Annotated in this window: 15 protein-coding genes; 10 read left to right on the forward strand and 5 right to left on the reverse strand. The window is 67.6% G+C overall.

The window, feature by feature from the left end:
* The first annotated feature begins 23 nt into the window (after nt 1–23).
* The 10 genes from EPD82_RS05755 to EPD82_RS05800 all read left to right on the forward strand — a co-directional run bounded on the left by EPD82_RS05755 (nt 24) and on the right by EPD82_RS05800 (nt 9,448).
* A complete protein-coding gene (locus EPD82_RS05755; RefSeq protein ID WP_055423244.1) occupies nt 24–749 on the forward strand; it encodes an LOG family protein in 726 nt (241 codons plus the stop codon).
* 78 nt (nt 750–827) lie between these two features.
* The gene (locus EPD82_RS05760; protein WP_206202208.1) at nt 828–1,175 is read left to right on the forward strand and encodes a DUF2782 domain-containing protein; all 348 of its coding nucleotides are present in this window, start codon (nt 828–830) and stop codon (nt 1,173–1,175) included.
* A 13-nt stretch (nt 1,176–1,188) separates the two neighbouring features.
* On the forward strand, nt 1,189–1,938 hold the full coding sequence (locus EPD82_RS05765) for a BPSS1780 family membrane protein (protein ID WP_055423246.1): 750 nt from the start codon (nt 1,189–1,191) through the stop codon (nt 1,936–1,938).
* A complete protein-coding gene (nadD, locus tag EPD82_RS05770) occupies nt 1,919–2,647 on the forward strand; it encodes a nicotinate-nucleotide adenylyltransferase (RefSeq protein WP_141056096.1) in 729 nt (242 codons plus the stop codon). The genes EPD82_RS05765 and nadD overlap by 20 nt, the downstream gene beginning before the upstream one ends.
* On the forward strand, nt 2,644–3,009 hold the full coding sequence (rsfS, locus tag EPD82_RS05775) for a ribosome silencing factor (RefSeq protein ID WP_141056097.1): 366 nt from the start codon (nt 2,644–2,646) through the stop codon (nt 3,007–3,009). The genes nadD and rsfS overlap by 4 nt, the downstream gene beginning before the upstream one ends.
* A gap of 10 nt (nt 3,010–3,019) precedes the next feature.
* Nucleotides 3,020–3,490: a 23S rRNA (pseudouridine(1915)-N(3))-methyltransferase RlmH gene (gene rlmH / locus EPD82_RS05780; RefSeq protein ID WP_055423249.1), complete on the forward strand. Its 471-nt coding sequence runs from the start codon at nt 3,020–3,022 to the stop codon at nt 3,488–3,490.
* Between the two features lie 160 nt (nt 3,491–3,650).
* Nucleotides 3,651–7,238 carry an indolepyruvate ferredoxin oxidoreductase family protein gene (locus tag EPD82_RS05785; protein WP_141056098.1) on the forward strand — a complete coding sequence of 1,196 codons (3,588 nt, stop codon included), beginning with the start codon at nt 3,651–3,653 and terminating at the stop codon, nt 7,236–7,238.
* 33 nt (nt 7,239–7,271) lie between these two features.
* Entirely contained in the window at nt 7,272–8,021 is a 750-nt protein-coding gene (locus EPD82_RS05790) for a class I SAM-dependent methyltransferase (protein WP_141056099.1), read from the forward strand.
* 102 nt (nt 8,022–8,123) lie between these two features.
* Nucleotides 8,124–8,819 carry a nucleotide-binding protein gene (locus tag EPD82_RS05795; RefSeq protein ID WP_141056100.1) on the forward strand — a complete coding sequence of 232 codons (696 nt, stop codon included), beginning with the start codon at nt 8,124–8,126 and terminating at the stop codon, nt 8,817–8,819.
* Between the two features lie 71 nt (nt 8,820–8,890).
* Nucleotides 8,891–9,448 (forward strand): PhaM family polyhydroxyalkanoate granule multifunctional regulatory protein, encoded by a 558-nt coding sequence (locus tag EPD82_RS05800; protein ID WP_141056101.1) that lies wholly within the window; start codon nt 8,891–8,893, stop codon nt 9,446–9,448.
* Here the strand turns inward: EPD82_RS05800 and EPD82_RS05805 are convergent.
* From EPD82_RS05805 to EPD82_RS05825, 5 genes are all read right to left on the reverse strand, one after another.
* A complete protein-coding gene (locus EPD82_RS05805) occupies nt 9,445–10,518 on the reverse strand; it encodes a CaiB/BaiF CoA transferase family protein (protein ID WP_206202209.1) in 1,074 nt (357 codons plus the stop codon). The two genes, EPD82_RS05800 and EPD82_RS05805, sit on opposite strands and share 4 nt — an antisense overlap.
* Nucleotides 10,511–11,773, reverse strand: coding sequence for a phenylacetate--CoA ligase family protein (locus tag EPD82_RS05810; RefSeq protein WP_141056102.1), 1,263 nt, complete (start codon nt 11,771–11,773; stop codon nt 10,511–10,513). Before EPD82_RS05810 ends, EPD82_RS05805 begins: the two co-directional genes overlap by 8 nt.
* Before the next feature lie 12 nt (nt 11,774–11,785).
* Nucleotides 11,786–12,622, reverse strand: coding sequence for an ABC transporter ATP-binding protein (locus EPD82_RS05815; RefSeq protein ID WP_055423256.1), 837 nt, complete (start codon nt 12,620–12,622; stop codon nt 11,786–11,788).
* 68 nt (nt 12,623–12,690) lie between these two features.
* Nucleotides 12,691–14,022, reverse strand: a complete 1,332-nt coding sequence (locus EPD82_RS05820; protein WP_141056103.1) for an ABC transporter substrate-binding protein — start codon at nt 14,020–14,022, stop codon at nt 12,691–12,693.
* 53 nt (nt 14,023–14,075) lie between these two features.
* Nucleotides 14,076–15,143 carry a branched-chain amino acid ABC transporter permease gene (locus EPD82_RS05825; RefSeq protein WP_055423258.1) on the reverse strand — a complete coding sequence of 356 codons (1,068 nt, stop codon included), beginning with the start codon at nt 15,141–15,143 and terminating at the stop codon, nt 14,076–14,078.
* Nucleotides 15,144–15,148: the final 5 nt, after the last annotated feature.

Here is a 15,148-nt window from a genome sequence, read left to right on the forward strand (position 1 = left end):
CGGCGCACGATGAAAGGAAGACCATGCCGCTGCACGACAAACTCCCCAACCCCATCGTCGACCCCAAGGACATCCAGTACAACGGACGCGAATCCTGGCGCATCTTCGGCATCATGGCCGAATTCGTCGAGGGCACCGAGCGGCTGGCCGCCATCCGGCCGGCGGTGAGCATCTTCGGCAGCGCCCGCGTCGTCCCCGACCATCCTTATTACCTGCTCGCCGAGCGCATCGCGCGCAAACTGTCGGACGCCGGCTTCACCGTCATCTCCGGCGGCGGCCCCGGCGTGATGGAAGCGGCCAACAAAGGCGCCTACTTCGGCAAGAGCCCTTCGGTGGGGCTCAACATCCAGTTGCCGCACGAGCAGCACGCCAACCCCTACCAGGACATCTCGCAGACGTTCCGCCACTTCTTCGCGCGCAAGTACATGTTCGTCAAGTTCGCCTCGGCCTACGTCGTCATGCCCGGCGGATTCGGCACCCTCGACGAGCTGCTCGAAGCGATGACCCTCATCCAGACGGGAAAAAGCCGGCGCATCCCCGTGATCCTCGTCCATCACCCCTTCTGGCAGGGGCTGCTCGACTGGATGCGCGAGCGCCTGGTGGGCGAAGGGATGATCGACGAGAAGGACCTCGACATCGTGCAGCTCATCGACGATCCCGACGAGATCGTCGCGGCGATCTTCAAGTACTACGAAAGCCGCGGTTTCGAGCCCCTGCCCACGGAGCGCGAGCTGATGCTCAACCTGTGAAAAAGCGAAGAAAAGGGCGAGTCTGCCTGCCGCTATTGTAGAATGCCGGCAAGAAGCCTCCCCGTCGGAATCGTATCCATGAAACCCCGCCTTCGCCCCTTCCTGTTCGCCTCCTTGCTCATGGCCGGCACGGCTTGGGCGCAGCAATCCTCGCGCCCGCCGCTCGAACCGATCCCGGAGCCGCCGCCGCTGCCCGGACCGATCACCGAAGAGGATCTGATCGAACCCCAGGTGACGATCCGCAAGGAAGGAGAGGACGAAGTCACCGAATACCGCGTCGGCGGGCGCGTCTATATGATCAAGGTCGTACCGGCCCACGGAGGGACGCCGTACTATCTGATCGATCGCACCGGCAACGGCGCGATGGAGCGCTTCGACGGCACGCCGGAGCTCTCCGTGCCAATGTGGATCCTCAAGTCCTGGTGAGCACGGGCGCCGCATGCACGCTCACATCCTAGGGTATTCGCAGGGTTGGCGCTGGATCGCCGACGGGTTCGCGCTGTGGCGCCGCGCCCCGGCGCTCACGAGTTACGTCAGTTTCGCCTACGTGCTGATCCTGCTGCTCGCTTCCAGCCTGCCCTATCTCGGACAGCTCATCGCGCCGCTCCTCATGCCCATTCTTTCCATCGGCGTGCTCGAGGGCATGGCCGCTGCCGAAGCCGGGCGCCGTCCGGGACCGGAGATTCTTTTCGCCGGATTCCGCGGTCCTTGGCGCTCGCTCGCCCTCCTCGGCGCTTTCCAATTGGCGGGAAACCTGCTCGCCGTGCTCGCCACGGTGCTCGTCGACGGCGGCCTGCTGCTCGGCCTGTACCGCGGCACGATCGATCCCGCCTCGCTCGAGGGCGACCCGCAACTCCTGTGGCCGCTGCTCGTCTGGCTCGCGGTGGCGCTGCCGGTGACCATGGCCTACTGGTTCGCCCCGCCGCTGGTCGCCTGGTACCGGCAGCCCTGGATCAAGGCGCTCTTCTTCAGCTTCTACGCCATGCTGCGCAACTGGCGCCCTTTCCTCCTCTATGCGCTGGGGCTCGCGGCGCTCGCCTTCGTCGTGGCGTTCGCGGTCTCGCTGCTCGCCGCGCTCATCCATCCCTACGTGCTCGGCATCGCCATGTTCCTGCTGCCGCTGGTGCTCGTGCCGACGCTCTTCGCCGGGCTCTACTTGCAAGTACGCGATGTCTTCGGTCCCCGCTAACGCCCCGCTGCGGCCGATCGGCGTGCTCGGCGGCACCTTCGACCCCATCCACTACGGGCACCTGCGGCTCGCCGAAGAGGCCCGCGAGGCGCTGGCCCTCGAGCGCGTGCTCTTCATCCCGGCGGGCGACCCGCCGCATCGGCCCGCGCCGGGCACCCCGGCCGCCCATCGGCTCGGAATGGTACGTTGCGCCCTCCGTGGCCATGCCGCCTTTCGCGCCGACGACCTGGAGCTGCGCCGCGGCGGCAAGAGCTATACCGTCACCACGCTGGAAACCTTGCGCCGCCGCTACGGTCCACACCGCCCGCTCGTGCTGATTCTCGGCGCCGACGCCTTCTTCGGCCTGCCTTCGTGGCACCAGTGGCAGCGGCTCTTCGAGCTGGCCCACCTGCTCGTGGCCATGCGGCCGGATTTTCCGCCGCCTTGGGGAAGCGAACCGCCCGAAGACGATCCCCCTGAGCCCGGAGCCGGCTTGCCGCCGGCGCTGCAGGAGGTACTCGCCGTACGGCGTGCACCGAAACTCGCGCACCTTGCCGAGACCCCGGCCGGCCTCGTCGGATTCTTCCGCAACACGCCGCTCGCCATCTCGGCCACGAGCATCCGCCGGCTGCTGCACGAGGGGCGCAGCGCCCGCTATCTCTTGCCGGAGGCGGTGCTGCGCTACATCGCCACCCATTCGCTGTACCAAGGAGACTCTCTGATCCCATGACCGCCACCGATACCCTGCTCGATGCCGAAGCCATCGCCGCCCTGTCCGTGGGCGCCCTCGAAGACGTCAAAGGTGAAGACATCCGCGTGTTCGACACGCAAGCGCTCTCGCCGCTCTTCGATCGCGTCATCGTCGCCAGCGCCCAGTCCACGCGCCAGACCAAGGCGCTCGCCCAACGCGTGATCCAGCGCGCCAAGGAGGTCGGCATCCCCATCGTCGGCGTCGAGGGCGAGGCGCTGGGCGAATGGGTGCTCGTCGATCTCGGACCGGTCGTCGTGCACGTCATGCAGCCGGCCGTGCGCGCCTACTATCGCCTCGAAGACCTGTGGCAGCACGGCGCTGGCGGGCGGCAAAGCGCCTGAACCCCGGCCGATGAAGCTCACGCTGCTAGCGGTCGGCACGCGCCTGCCTTCCTGGGCCGAGTCCGCCTGCGCCGAATACGCGCGGCGTTTTCCCCCCGATCTGCCGCTGGCGATCGTGGAAGTCAAAGCCGAGCCGCGCACCGGCGGCAAGCCCGTGGTCGAACTCAAGCGCCGCGAAGCCGAACGGCTGCGCGCGCAGATCCCCACCGGGGCACGCCTCGTCGCGCTCGACGAGCATGGCTCCGACCTCGATACGAAGCAGCTCGCCGATCGGCTCCAGTCCTGGCGCCGGGACGGACGCGACGTGGCGCTCCTCATCGGCGGGCCCGACGGGCTCGATCCCGCGCTACTGCAGGCCGCCGACGAAACCGTGCGCCTCTCCAGTCTGACGCTGCCGCACGCGCTCGCCCGCGTCGTGCTCATCGAAGCGCTCTATCGCGCCTGGAGCCTGACGGCCGGACATCCCTATCACCGCGAGTAAACCCTTCAGGGTTTACCCGACTGCCGCAAGCAACCATTTGGCACTAGGCTTACTCCTCGACTAAGCTGAAGCGGAGAAGAGGCGCCTACCCGCGCCCGACCGCATGAATCCCTGCCGACTCGCCACGAGCGAGCCCGGCGGATGAAAGGAGGAGACACCGATGGCCAGCACCCCTGCCGGCGCGCCCGCCGTGGCCGCCCCCCTCGCCTCGCTCGACGACCGCTATCGCGTCACTGGGCGCGTCTATCTCACCGGCTACCAGGCGCTCGTGCGTCTGCTGCTCATCCAGCGCGAACGCGACGCAGCCGCCGGGCTCAACACCGCCGGGTTCGTCTCCGGCTATCGCGGCTCGCCTCTGGGCGGGCTCGATCAGACCCTGTGGCGCGCCAAGGAACACTTGCGCTCGCACCACATCGTCTTCCAGCCCGGCGTCAACGAAGACCTCGCCGCCACCGCCGTCTGGGGAACGCAGCAGGTGGGGCTCTTCCCCGGAGCCAAATACGACGGCGTCTTCGCCATGTGGTACGGCAAGGGGCCGGGGGTGGACCGATGCGGCGACGTCTTCCGCCACGCCAACGCCGCCGGCACCTCGCGCTTCGGCGGCGTGCTGGCCGTGGCTGGCGACGACCATGCCGCCAAGTCCTCCACGCTGCCGCACCAGACGGATCACGTCTTCAAGGCGCTGATGATGCCGGTGCTCGCACCGGCCGGCGTGCAGGAATACCTCGACCTGGGCCTCCACGGTTACGCCCTGTCGCGCTACTGCGGCTGCTGGGTGGCCTTCAAGGCGCTCGCCGACACGGTGGAGACTTCGGCCTCGATCGACGTCGATCCGTTTCGCATCGAAACCCGCATCCCCGACGATTTTCCCCTGCCGCCCGACGGCCTCAACATCCGCTGGCCCGATCCGCCGCTGGTGCAAGAAAAACGGCTGCTGCACCACAAGCTCTATGCCGCGCTCGCCTACTGCCGCGCCAACGGGCTCAATCGCGTGGTCATCGATTCGCCGCAGCCGCGCCTGGGCATCATCACCTCCGGCAAGGCCTATCTGGACGTGCGCCAGGCGCTCGACGATCTGGGCATCGACGAGACGCTCGCCGCGCAGATCGGCCTGCGCGTCTACAAGGTCGGCATGGTCTGGCCGCTCGAAGCCGAAGGGGTGCGCCGTTTCGCCGAAGGGCTCGAAGAGATCCTCGTCGTCGAGGAGAAACGCCAGCTCATCGAATACCAGCTCAAGGAGGAGCTCTACAACTGGCGCGAGGACGTGCGGCCGCGCGTGATCGGCAAGTTCGACGAGAAAGGTGAATGGGCCCACATCCTGCGCCCGGACGGAACGGTAGACCACGGCCAATGGCTGCTGCCCGCGGCCGGCGAGCTCACGCCGGCGCAGATCGCCCGCGTCATCGCCCAGCGCATCGCGCGCTTCTACACCTCCGAGCGCATCCGCGAGCGCCTGGCTTTCCTCGAGGCGAGCGAACGCGCGCTCAGCGTGCGCCCACCGGCTGCCGAACGCATCCCCACCTTCTGCCCAGGCTGCCCGCACAACACCTCCACCCGCGTGCCCGAGGGCAGCCGGGCGGTCGCCGGCATCGGCTGCCATTACATGGTCACCTGGATGCCCGATCGGCGCACCGCCACCTTCACCCACATGGGCGGCGAGGGCGTCAATTGGGTAGGACAGGCGCCCTTTACCGAGGAGCGCCACCTCTTCGCCAACATGGGCGACGGCACCTATTTCCACTCCGGCATTCTCGCCATCCGTCAGGCGGTGGCCGCCGGAGTCAATATCACCTACAAGATCCTGTTCAACGACGCCGTGGCCATGACCGGCGGTCAGCCGGTCGATGGCCCGCTCACCGTGCCGCTGCTCGTCAAACAGCTGCAGGCTGAAGGCGTGGCCAACATCGTGGTGGTCACCGACGGCACGCCGCGCCCCTATGGTCCGGCCGACCTGCGCCACGTCCCGATCCGGCATCGCGACGAGCTCGAGGCGATCCAGCGCGAGCTGCGGCAACTGCCGGGCGTCTCCGCCCTCGTCTACGACCAGACCTGCGCCGCCGAGAAGCGGCGCCGGCGCAAGCGTGGGCTCTACCCCGATCCCTCCCGGCGCGTGTTCATCCACGAGGCGGTGTGCGAGGGGTGCGGCGACTGCACGGTGCAATCGAACTGCGTGGCCGTCGTCCCGGTGGAGACCGAGTTCGGGCGCAAGCGGCGCATCGACCAGTCCAACTGCAACAAGGACTACAGCTGTCTCAAGGGATTTTGCCCCAGTTTCGTCACCATCGAAGGGGGGCGACCGCGCAAGGGCAAGGCGCTCGCCGACGAGCCGGCGCGTTTCACCGAGCCGCCCGAACCGATTCTGCCCGAGCTCGCATCGCCCTGGAACCTTCTCGTGACCGGCGTGGGCGGCACAGGGGTGATCACGATCGGTGCGCTCATCGGCATGGCGGCGCACCTCGACGGCAAGGGCGTCACCGTGCTCGACATGACGGGGTTGGCGCAGAAGAACGGCTCGGTCTTCAGCCACATCCGCATCGCCGCCACCCCGCAGGACTTGCACGCGGTGCGCATCGCCGCCGGCGCGGCCGATGCGGTCATCGGCGGGGATCTCATCGTCACCGCGAGCGCCGAAGCGCTCACCAAGATGGCAGCCGGACGCACGCGCGTGGTCACCAACGCCGCCGAGATCCCCACCATCGATTTTCTGCGCAATCCCGACTGGGCCTTCCCCGAACAGGAGCTGCGCACCCGCCTGCGCGAGGCCGTGGGCGAAGAAAGCGCCGAGTTTCTCGATGCCACGGGGCTCGCGACCCGGCTCATGGGGGACGCCATCGCCACCAACCTCTTCCTGCTGGGCTACGCCTGGCAGAAAGGCTGGGTGCCGGTGCGCCACGAATCGCTCATGCGGGCGATCGAATTGAACGGCGTGGCGGTGGAGATGAACCGCGCCGCCTTCCTGTGGGGGCGGCGCATGGCGCACGAGCCGCAGGCGGTGCGCGATTTCGCCCGCCCCGCAGCCGAGTCCGGGGCGCGCTTCGCCCGCACGCTCGACGAGGTGATCGAACGGCGCGCCGCCTACCTCGTCGACTACCAGGACGAAGCCTATGCCGAACGCTATCGCCGGCTGGTGGCGCGCGTGCGCGAGGCCGAACGCGCGCTGCGCGGCGCCCCCGCCGAAGAGACCCCCGGCACGATGCCACTCACCGACGCCGTGGCCCGCTCCTACTTCAAGCTGCTGGCGATCAAGGACGAATACGAAGTGGCGCGCCTGTACTGCGACCCGAAATTCTGGCAAAAACTGGAGGACACCTTCGAAGGCCCCTTCGAGGTGCGCTTCCATCTCGCCCCGCCGCTCCTTGCCCGCCCTGACCCCGTCACCGGCCTCATCGCCAAGCGCGAGTACGGTCCGAGCATGCGCCACGCCTTCGCCCTGCTCGCGAAGATGAAACGGCTGCGCGGCACGGCGCTCGATCCTTTCGCCCGCACCGAGGAGCGGCGCTGGGAGCGGGGGCTCGTCGCCGAATTCGAGGGCGACGTCGACCGCGTGCTGCGCGAACTCACCGCCGAGCGCCTGGCGCTCGCCACCGAGCTGCTTTCCTTGCCGCAGCGCATCCGCGGCTACGGGCACGTCAAACGCGCCGCCGGCGAAGAGGCAGCCCGGCGACGCGCGGCCTTGTGGCAACGCTGGCAGGAAACGGGCGCGGCCAGCGCGACGCAGCCGGCGGCGGGATACCCCGTGCCGGCTTGAGCACTGAAGCGCGCGAGGCGGTATCATGAAAACATGACGTTTCGCCTCCCGCGCTCGCCGCTTTTCGCCGCGGCCCTGGTCCAGCTGCTGGGCTGGCTGCTCGCCTTCGCCGCCGCGCGCCTGGGCTTCATCACCGGACTGTGGCCGCTCCTCGCCGTGCAGGCGTTCGCAGCGGCAGGCACGGCCGCGCTGCTGCGCAGCCCCTGGTGGTGGCTCGCCCTGCACCTCGTCTTTTCCCCCGCCCTCGTGGCCCTGCACGGCCTGGGGCTCGCGCCGGCATGGTATCTGGCGGCCTTCGTCGCGCTCGCCCTCGTCTTCGGCAATCCCGTGCGCACGCGCGTACCGCTCTTTTTGTCGCACCGCGCCACGATAGAGGCGCTCGCGCCGCTCTTGCCGCCGGATCGCCTCTTTCGTTTTCTGGACGTAGGCAGCGGCACGGGACGCGTCGTCGTCGCGCTCGCACGCGCCTTTCCCCAGGGAGAATTCACGGGCGTCGAGCAGGCGATCCTGCCGCACCTGATCGCGCGCTGGCGCGGCCGCGGACTGCCCAACCTGCACCTGCGGCGCGCCGATGCCTTCGCGCTGCCCTGGACAGGATACGACGTGCTCTACGCCTTCCTCTCGCCCGTGCCCATGCCCGACTTGTGGCGCAAGGCTTGCGCGGAACTCCCGCCGGGAGCGCTCGTCTGTAGCAACGAGTTCCCCATCCCAGGGATCGAGCCCCAAGCCCGCGTCTTGCCGCAAGGCACCACCCGTCCTCTCTGGCTTTACCGCGTGGCGTAGCGTTGGAATTGGAGGGATAGGGGGCCGCTATTTTCCTCAAGATTCGGCGCGTATCTGCCGATAATCCTGCCAAGGCTGCCCTCCACCACGAGGTTTTTCGTCATGGCGATCCTGATCGCGATCATCGGCAACAAAGGCGGCACCGGCAAGACCACGCTCTCGCACCTGCTGTGCCACGGCCTGGGACTGCTCGGCCGGCGCTCGGCCTGCGTGCTCACCGACACCACCCGCCAACCGCTCGATCCGCGCGGACGGCGCTACGTGATCGCCGACGCCCGCTCGCTCGATACGCTCAAGCGCATCATCGACAAGCTGCGCCCGCTCGATGACTGGATCGGCGTGATCGACGGCGGCGGCAACCGTCCCGACGTCGACCGGCGCCTCTATGCCCTGTCCGATCTGGTGCTGCTGCCGTTTCGCGAGTCGCACGAAGATATCCGCACGGTCGTCGCCGATCTCGAGCAGTTCCCCCGCGCCTACGCCGTACCCAGCCAGTGGCCGGTCAACGCCTGGCAGCGCGAGGCGGCCGATCGCGCGGTAGCGCAGCTGATGGCGCCTTACCTCGGCCGCATCCTGCGCCCCGTCCCGATGGTCTCGGCAAGCAAGCTGTTGCTGCAAAAGCGTCTGCCGGCGCAACTTCCCACCCCCCTCAACAACACGGCCCGGCGCTTCGCCCGCCAGCTGCTGGAAGTGCTCGACCTCGGCCGGGAGCTACCCACCTCCTTCGAGGAAGAAGAAGGCGAAGCAGTCTGTGAAGGCATTCCCGAAGAAGAAATGCCGTTGCGCCTCAAGCGCTGAGGAGCGCCTCGCGCTACAATGCCAAGGGAAAACGGCGGCACGCAGCGCCGCACCGACCGGGGAGGAAGACCATGACGCAGAATTTCTTCGAGAGCAGCGATCCCTTCGCCTTCATGCGGCAGATGTGCGCCAACATCGGCGTGCCGCTGCCGGGAATGGTGTTTCCGACGATGGACCTCGCCGACGTCGAGCGGCGCATCGCCGAGTTCAAGGCGGTGGAACAGTGGCTGCAGATGAACCTCAGCACCCTGCAGATGACGCGCCAATCGCTGGAAATGCAGCGGGTCGCCATCCTCTCGCTCTCCCAGATGGGCACGGCGAGCCAAGCCGCAGCAGCGGAAGCGGCCACCACGCCGGCCGGCAATCCTTTCGAGGCGATGGCGCAGCTGTGGCAGACGATGCAACAGGCCGCCCAGCAGACGGTGGAGGCCACCGCCACCGCCGCTCAGGCGGCGCATCAGGCCTTCTCCCAACCCCCTTCCCCACCGCCCGCAGCCGAGTCTCCGGCCGCGCCGCCCTCGGCCGGCGCGGACACGGGCCCGGAAGGATCTTCGCCCAAACCCAAGGCGGCGCGACGGCGGCAGAAAAGCGCCCAGGCGCCCGATCAAGGCGGCGGCGAAAACGCCTAACCCCGCCGCACCCGCAGCGGCGAGCGAGGCCAGGGGCCGCCTTCCTCCGCCGTCTTCAGGGCATTCCGCTCACGAAAGAGCGGGTGCTCCAGCGTTTCCTCGGGTGCAAGCACCGGCGTGACGCAGCAATCGAGCGGCGCGAAGAACACCGCCCATTCGTCGCGCGTGCGCGTGCGCAGCACCGCCGCCAGTTCCGCTCTGGCCCTGGCCCCTTCGTCGCCCGCGGCGCGATGGAAAGGGATGAGGTCGGGGCGAGCGATCGCCTCGCACAGCCGCACCCAGAATTTCTCTTCCAGCGCCCCGACGGCGAGGTGGCGCCCGTCGGCAGTCTCGTAGACGCCATAGCACGGCACCCCGCCAGTGAGCAGCCCCGCACCGCGCGGTTCGCTGCGCCCTTCGACCAGCGCCTGCGCCAGAGGAAATACCAGATGCGCCCAGCTGGCCTCGGTCATGGAGAGGTCGACGTGCGCGCCAACCCCGTCGCGCCGCGCCGCATGCACGGCGGCCACCACGGCCAGCGCCGCGTGCAGCGCCCCGCCCAGCAGGTCGGCGATCTGCAGGTTGCACTGCGCGGGCGGTCCACCGGCCGTGCCGGTCTGATGCAGCACCCCGGCGAGCGAGAGATAGTTGATGTCGTGCCCCGCCGCCTGCGCCATCGGCCCGTCCTGGCCGTAGCCGGAGATGGACACCAGCACGATGCGCGGATTGAGCGCGCGCATGGCGTCGAACCCCCAGCCGAGCCGCTCGAGCACGCCGGGACGGAATCCTTCGAGCACCGCGTCGGCCTCGCGCAGACGCGCCGCGAACCACGCCCGCCCCTCCTCGCTCTTGAGATCGATGCGATGGATTTCCTTGCGCGCATTGAGACGACGGTAAATGAAGGATTCGTCCTCCCCGGGCAGGCGCACGCCCAAACGCGCGGCGTCGTCGCCTTGGGGCGGCTCGACCTTGATCACGCGCGCACCGAGTTCGGCCAGATGCCAACCGGCCATCGGCCCCGGCAGCAGCAGCGAGAGATCGAGCACCGTCATGCCCGCAAGCAGAGGCATGGGCTCAGTCATCTCAGTCATATTTCCTCCGATCATCGATCACCTTGCCGTCGTTCGGCAGGCTGCCTGGCGGCACGAAACGCACCTCGCCGCGCAGCTTGGTGATCTCGCGCAAGCTCGTCTCGATCGCCTGACGCAGATCGTCGTCCCCCTGCGCCACTTCGCACTCGAGAATCATGACGTCGGAGAGATTCGGATTCTCGACCACCAACCGGGCGCGCCGCACTTCAGGGTGGCGCGAAGCCACCGCCAGCACCTGCGAGGGATGCACGAACATCCCTTTGACCTTGGTCGTCTGATCCGCCCGTCCGAGCCAGCCGCGGATGCGCGTGTTGGTGCGCCCGCAGGGCGAGATGCCGGGCAAGACGGCCGAGAGATCCCCCGTACCGAAGCGGATCAGGGGATAGACCGGATTGAAGGTAGTGACCACCACCTCCCCCACCTCACCCTCGGGCACCGGTTCGCTCCCGCCCGGGCGCACGATCTCGACGATCACGTCCTCGTCGAGTACCAGCCCCTCGCGCGCCTCGGTCTCGTAGGCGACGAGGCCCAGATCCGCGGTGGCGTAGCCCTGATAGGCGTCGATGCCGGCTTCGGCCACTTCGCGCTGCAGTGCCGGAGGGAACGCTTCGCCAGAAACGAAAGCCTTGCGCAGGGAAAGCGCCACGCCTGCCTCACGGCACTTGTGGATCAGGATGCGCAGGAAGGAAGGTGTACCGGTGTAGGCATTCGGTTTCAAATCGGCGATCGCCTGTACCTGCAGTTCGGTCTGCCCGACTCCGGCCGGAAAGACGGTGCAGCCGAGCGCATGCGCACCGGTCTCCATCATGCTGCCCGCTGGCGTCATGTGATAGGAAAAAGTGTTCTGTACCAGATCCCCTTCGGCGAAACCGGCGGCGAAAAGGGCACGCGCCACGCGGTAATGATCCGGCCGGTTGCCCTCGGGCTCGTAGATCGGGCCGGGGGAAGCGAATACGCGCAGCACCTCCCGCCCCCACCCGGCAGCGGCGAAACCGCCGAACGGCCGCTCGCGCTGTTGCAGTTCCAGCAATTCCGACTTGCGCACCACCGGCAGCCGGGCGAGCGCCGCGCGCGAAGTGATCTCACTTGGATCGATGTCGGCGAGCAATCTGGCGTAGGCCGGCGCATGCGCCTTGGCATGCGCGATCTGCGCCGGCAAGCGGGCAAAGAGATCGGCTTCACGCCGCTCCTGCGGCCAGGTCTCGCGCTCGTCGTAGTAGCGGCGCCGCGCCGCCCGAGTCGTCCCCTGGGTCATGTGTTCTCTCCGTCAAGACAGCCAGCGCTTGCGCCGACGATAATGTTTCACCTCGCGGAAGCTCTTGCGCCCCTGCGACGACAGACCGAGGTAGAACTCCTTCACGTCCTCGTTCTCGCGCAGTTCCTGAGCGTCGCCCTCCATCACCACGCGGCCGTTTTCCAGGATGTAGCCGAAATTGGCGTAGCGCAGCGCCACCATGGTGTTCTGTTCGGCGAGCAGAAAGCTCACGTTTTCCTTGGCGTTGAGCTCATGCACGATTTCGAAAATCTCTTCGACCACCTGCGGCGCCAGGCCCATGGAAGGTTCGTCGAGCAGGATCATCTCGGGCGCGGCCATGAGCGCCCGGCCGATGGCGCACATCTGCTGCTCGCCGCCCGAGGTGTAGCCGGCCTGCGACTTGCGCCGCTCCTTGAGCCGGGGGAAGTAGTGATAGACGCGCTCGAGCGCCTGGCCGAGCTGGGCGCGCGAGAGCCTGCGCGTGTAGGCCCCGGTGAGAAGATTTTCCTCGATGGTGAGGTGCTCGAAACAGTGCCGCCCCTCCATCACCTGGATGACACCCCGGCGCACCAGCTCGTTGGGCGTGAGATCATCCACGCGTTCCCCCTTGAAGCTGATCGAGCCTTTGGTCACCTCGCCGCGCTCGGCGCGCAGCAGGTTGGAGATGGCCTTGAGCGTGGTCGATTTGCCCGCCCCGTTCGCGCCGAGCAGGGCGACGACGCCGCCGCGCGGCACTTCGAGCGAGACGCCCTTGAGCACCAGGATCACGTGGTCGTAGATCACCTCGACGTTGTTGACGACGAGATAGGGTTCGCCGCCGGCGGCCCCGCGAAGCGCTTCAGCATTCATGCCCAGCCCTCATCCTTGGCTCTCCTGTCCCCAAGCGCGGCGGCCCGTCGAGGACCGCCGCCAATGCCTCACTGCTCCTTGCTGCAATCACGCGGCGTGATGCCTTTTTCCTTGGCGTAGGCCGCCGCCGACTCTTCCACCAGCGAGCGCACCAGCTTGCGGTCTGGTTCGATCCAGTCGGAGACCGACACCCACTTCGTGCCGTCCCACTGCTGGAAGCGCACCCGCCCCGAGCCCTCGTGGTCGGCGCACGACAGTGCCAGCGCCGGCATCAGGCCCTTGGCGCCGATTGCCTCCAGCCGCTTCTCGTCGAGCTTGAGGTTTTCCAGCGCCCAGCGCATCTGCTCGCCGGTGACCGGCTTGCCCTTGCCGAATTTCTCCTGCGCGAGCCGCAGCGCTTCCACGTAGATGATGCCGTGGCCCACGCCGCGGTTGTAATAGGTGCTGCCGACGCGCTTGGGATCCTGCATATCGCCCTGGCCTTTGGCATAGACGAGCTTCTGGATGTCCTGGATGACGGCGAAGTCGGTGCCCGCCGGGTTGAACGCCCCGGCCACGAAGCCCTTGGCGGCATCGCCCGCCGGCACGACGTCCTCCTCGGCCCCGGACCACCACCAGCCCACGATCCGCTCGGCCGGGAAACCCGTGCGCGCCGCAGTCTTCAGGGCCGTCGGGTTCGACACGCCATAGGTGAGCAGAATCACGTAATCCGGTCGCATCTGCCGGATCTGCAGCCACTGCGCCTGCTGCTCGTTGCCGGGCATGGCCACGGCGATCTTCTCGGTGGTGAAACCCCACTTCTGCGCCAAGCGGTCGAGCACGGGGAAAGGCTCCTTGCCCGGGGCGAAGTCGAGATAGAGCACGGCGATCTTCTTGCCCTTGAGCTTGTCCATGCCGCCCTCGCGCTGGCCGAGGTAGCCGACGATGGCCGAGGCCTGCGACCAGTAAGTGGCGATCATGGGGAAGACCCAGGGGAAGACGCGCCCGTCGGCGGTGTCCGAGCGGCCGATGCCGATCGACAGCAGCGGGATCTTGTCCTGCGGCACGCGCTCGAACACGCCGAAGGTGATGCCGGTGGAGACCGGGGCGAAGAGCACGTTCTGCTGATCCCCCTGTTTCTTCAGCCGCTCGTAGCACTCCACGCCGCGCGCGTTGTTGTATTCTGTCTCGCATTCCTGCCACACGAGCTTGACACCATTGACCCCGCCCTCGCGCTCGTTGATGAGCTTCATGTAGTCGATCCAGCCGCCGAACACCCCCGTGCCGCCGGCCGCGTACGGTCCGACGCGATAGCTCGGCAAGCCGAGGTACTGTTCCGCCGCCTGCGCCGTACCCAGACCGGCCGCGCCCCAGACGGTGGCCGCCGCCACCGCCGTCAGCCATGCTTTTTTCAGTTTCATCGCCATGCCTCCTCTTGGTGTGGTGAAACGCCCGCGCCGTCGACCGCCTCCGCTCAGTGCGGGAAAGGCCACAGGCGCAGTTTCTCCTTGCCGATCTGCCACAGGCGGGTGAGGCCGTGCGGCTCGACGATCAGGAAGAAGATGATGAGCACGCCGAACACGATCAACTCCAGGTTCGAGGCGAGCGTGGCCGGGACGAGCGCCCCGACCGAAGTGTGCATCAGCACGTTGAGTCCCACCGGCAGCAACAGGATGAAGGCCGCGCCGAGAAAAGCCCCCAGCACCGAACCCATCCCACCGATGATGATCATGAAGAGGATCTTGAAGGAAAGATCGAGCCCGAAGCCATCGGGCTCCACCGTGCCGAGGTAGGTGTAGGCGTAGAGCCCGCCGGCGATGCCGCAGTAAAAGGAAGAGACGGCGAAGGCGAGCAGCTTGGTCTTCATGAGCGGAATGCCGATCACCTCGGCCGCCACGTCCATGTCGCGCACCGCCATCCACGAGCGGCCCGTGTTGGTGCGCGCGAGATTCTTCGCCACCAGGGCGAGCAGCGAGACGATGGCGAGCGTGAGCAGATACTTGCGCGCCGGCGTATCGAAAGCGAAGCCGAAGATCTCGATGCGCTGCGCGGTGATGATGCCGGAGGAAGAATAGTTGGAGAACCAGGGAAACTTGGCGAGCGCCCAGACGATGAAGAACTGCGCCGCCAGCGTAGCCATGGCGAGGTAGAAACCCTTGATGCGCAGCGAAGGCAGGCCGAAGACGACCCCCACGGCCGCCGCGCTCAGCCCGCCGAGGACGAGTCCCACCAGGAAAGGCAGCCCGTCGAGGCGCAGCAAGAAATTGTAAGTGGCGTACGCCCCCACGGCCATGAAGGCCCCCGTGCCCAGCGACAGCTGCCCGGCGTAACCGGTGAGGATGTTGAGCCCCAGGGCAGCGAGGGCGAACACCAGTACCGGCGTGAGCACCGCCTGCAGCCAGTATTCGCTCGCCACGAAGGGCGCGACGAAGAACGCCGCAGCCACGAGCGCCGCCATGACGATGCGGTCCTGCTTGATGGGGAAAATCTGCTGATCTTCCTCGTAGCTCGCCTTGAACTGTCCCGCCTCGCGATAGATCATCTCAC

It is taken from the genome of Tepidiphilus succinatimandens, from assembly GCF_006503695.1.
Classification (GTDB): Bacteria; Pseudomonadota; Gammaproteobacteria; order Burkholderiales; family Rhodocyclaceae; genus Tepidiphilus; species Tepidiphilus succinatimandens.

Bases quoted from the DNA above. Each gene is read 5' to 3' on its own strand.
- EPD82_RS05755 (WP_055423244.1), top strand. From the start codon at position 24: ATGCCGCTGCACGACAAACTCCCCAACCCCATCGTCGACCCCAAGGAC.
- EPD82_RS05760 (WP_206202208.1), top strand. From the start codon at position 828: ATGAAACCCCGCCTTCGCCCCTTCCTGTTCGCCTCCTTGCTCATGGCC.
- EPD82_RS05765 (WP_055423246.1), top strand. From the start codon at position 1,189: ATGCACGCTCACATCCTAGGGTATTCGCAGGGTTGGCGCTGGATCGCC.
- nadD (WP_141056096.1), top strand. From the start codon at position 1,919: ATGTCTTCGGTCCCCGCTAACGCCCCGCTGCGGCCGATCGGCGTGCTC.
- rsfS (WP_141056097.1), top strand. From the start codon at position 2,644: ATGACCGCCACCGATACCCTGCTCGATGCCGAAGCCATCGCCGCCCTG.
- rlmH (WP_055423249.1), top strand. From the start codon at position 3,020: ATGAAGCTCACGCTGCTAGCGGTCGGCACGCGCCTGCCTTCCTGGGCC.
- EPD82_RS05785 (WP_141056098.1), top strand. From the start codon at position 3,651: ATGGCCAGCACCCCTGCCGGCGCGCCCGCCGTGGCCGCCCCCCTCGCC.
- EPD82_RS05790 (WP_141056099.1), top strand. From the start codon at position 7,272: ATGACGTTTCGCCTCCCGCGCTCGCCGCTTTTCGCCGCGGCCCTGGTC.
- EPD82_RS05795 (WP_141056100.1), top strand. From the start codon at position 8,124: ATGGCGATCCTGATCGCGATCATCGGCAACAAAGGCGGCACCGGCAAG.
- EPD82_RS05800 (WP_141056101.1), top strand. From the start codon at position 8,891: ATGACGCAGAATTTCTTCGAGAGCAGCGATCCCTTCGCCTTCATGCGG.
- EPD82_RS05805 (WP_206202209.1), bottom strand. From the start codon at position 10,518: ATGACTGAGATGACTGAGCCCATGCCTCTGCTTGCGGGCATGACGGTG.
- EPD82_RS05810 (WP_141056102.1), bottom strand. From the start codon at position 11,773: ATGACCCAGGGGACGACTCGGGCGGCGCGGCGCCGCTACTACGACGAG.
- EPD82_RS05815 (WP_055423256.1), bottom strand. From the start codon at position 12,622: ATGAATGCTGAAGCGCTTCGCGGGGCCGCCGGCGGCGAACCCTATCTC.
- EPD82_RS05820 (WP_141056103.1), bottom strand. From the start codon at position 14,022: ATGAAACTGAAAAAAGCATGGCTGACGGCGGTGGCGGCGGCCACCGTC.
- EPD82_RS05825 (WP_055423258.1), bottom strand. From the start codon at position 15,143: ATGATCTATCGCGAGGCGGGACAGTTCAAGGCGAGCTACGAGGAAGAT.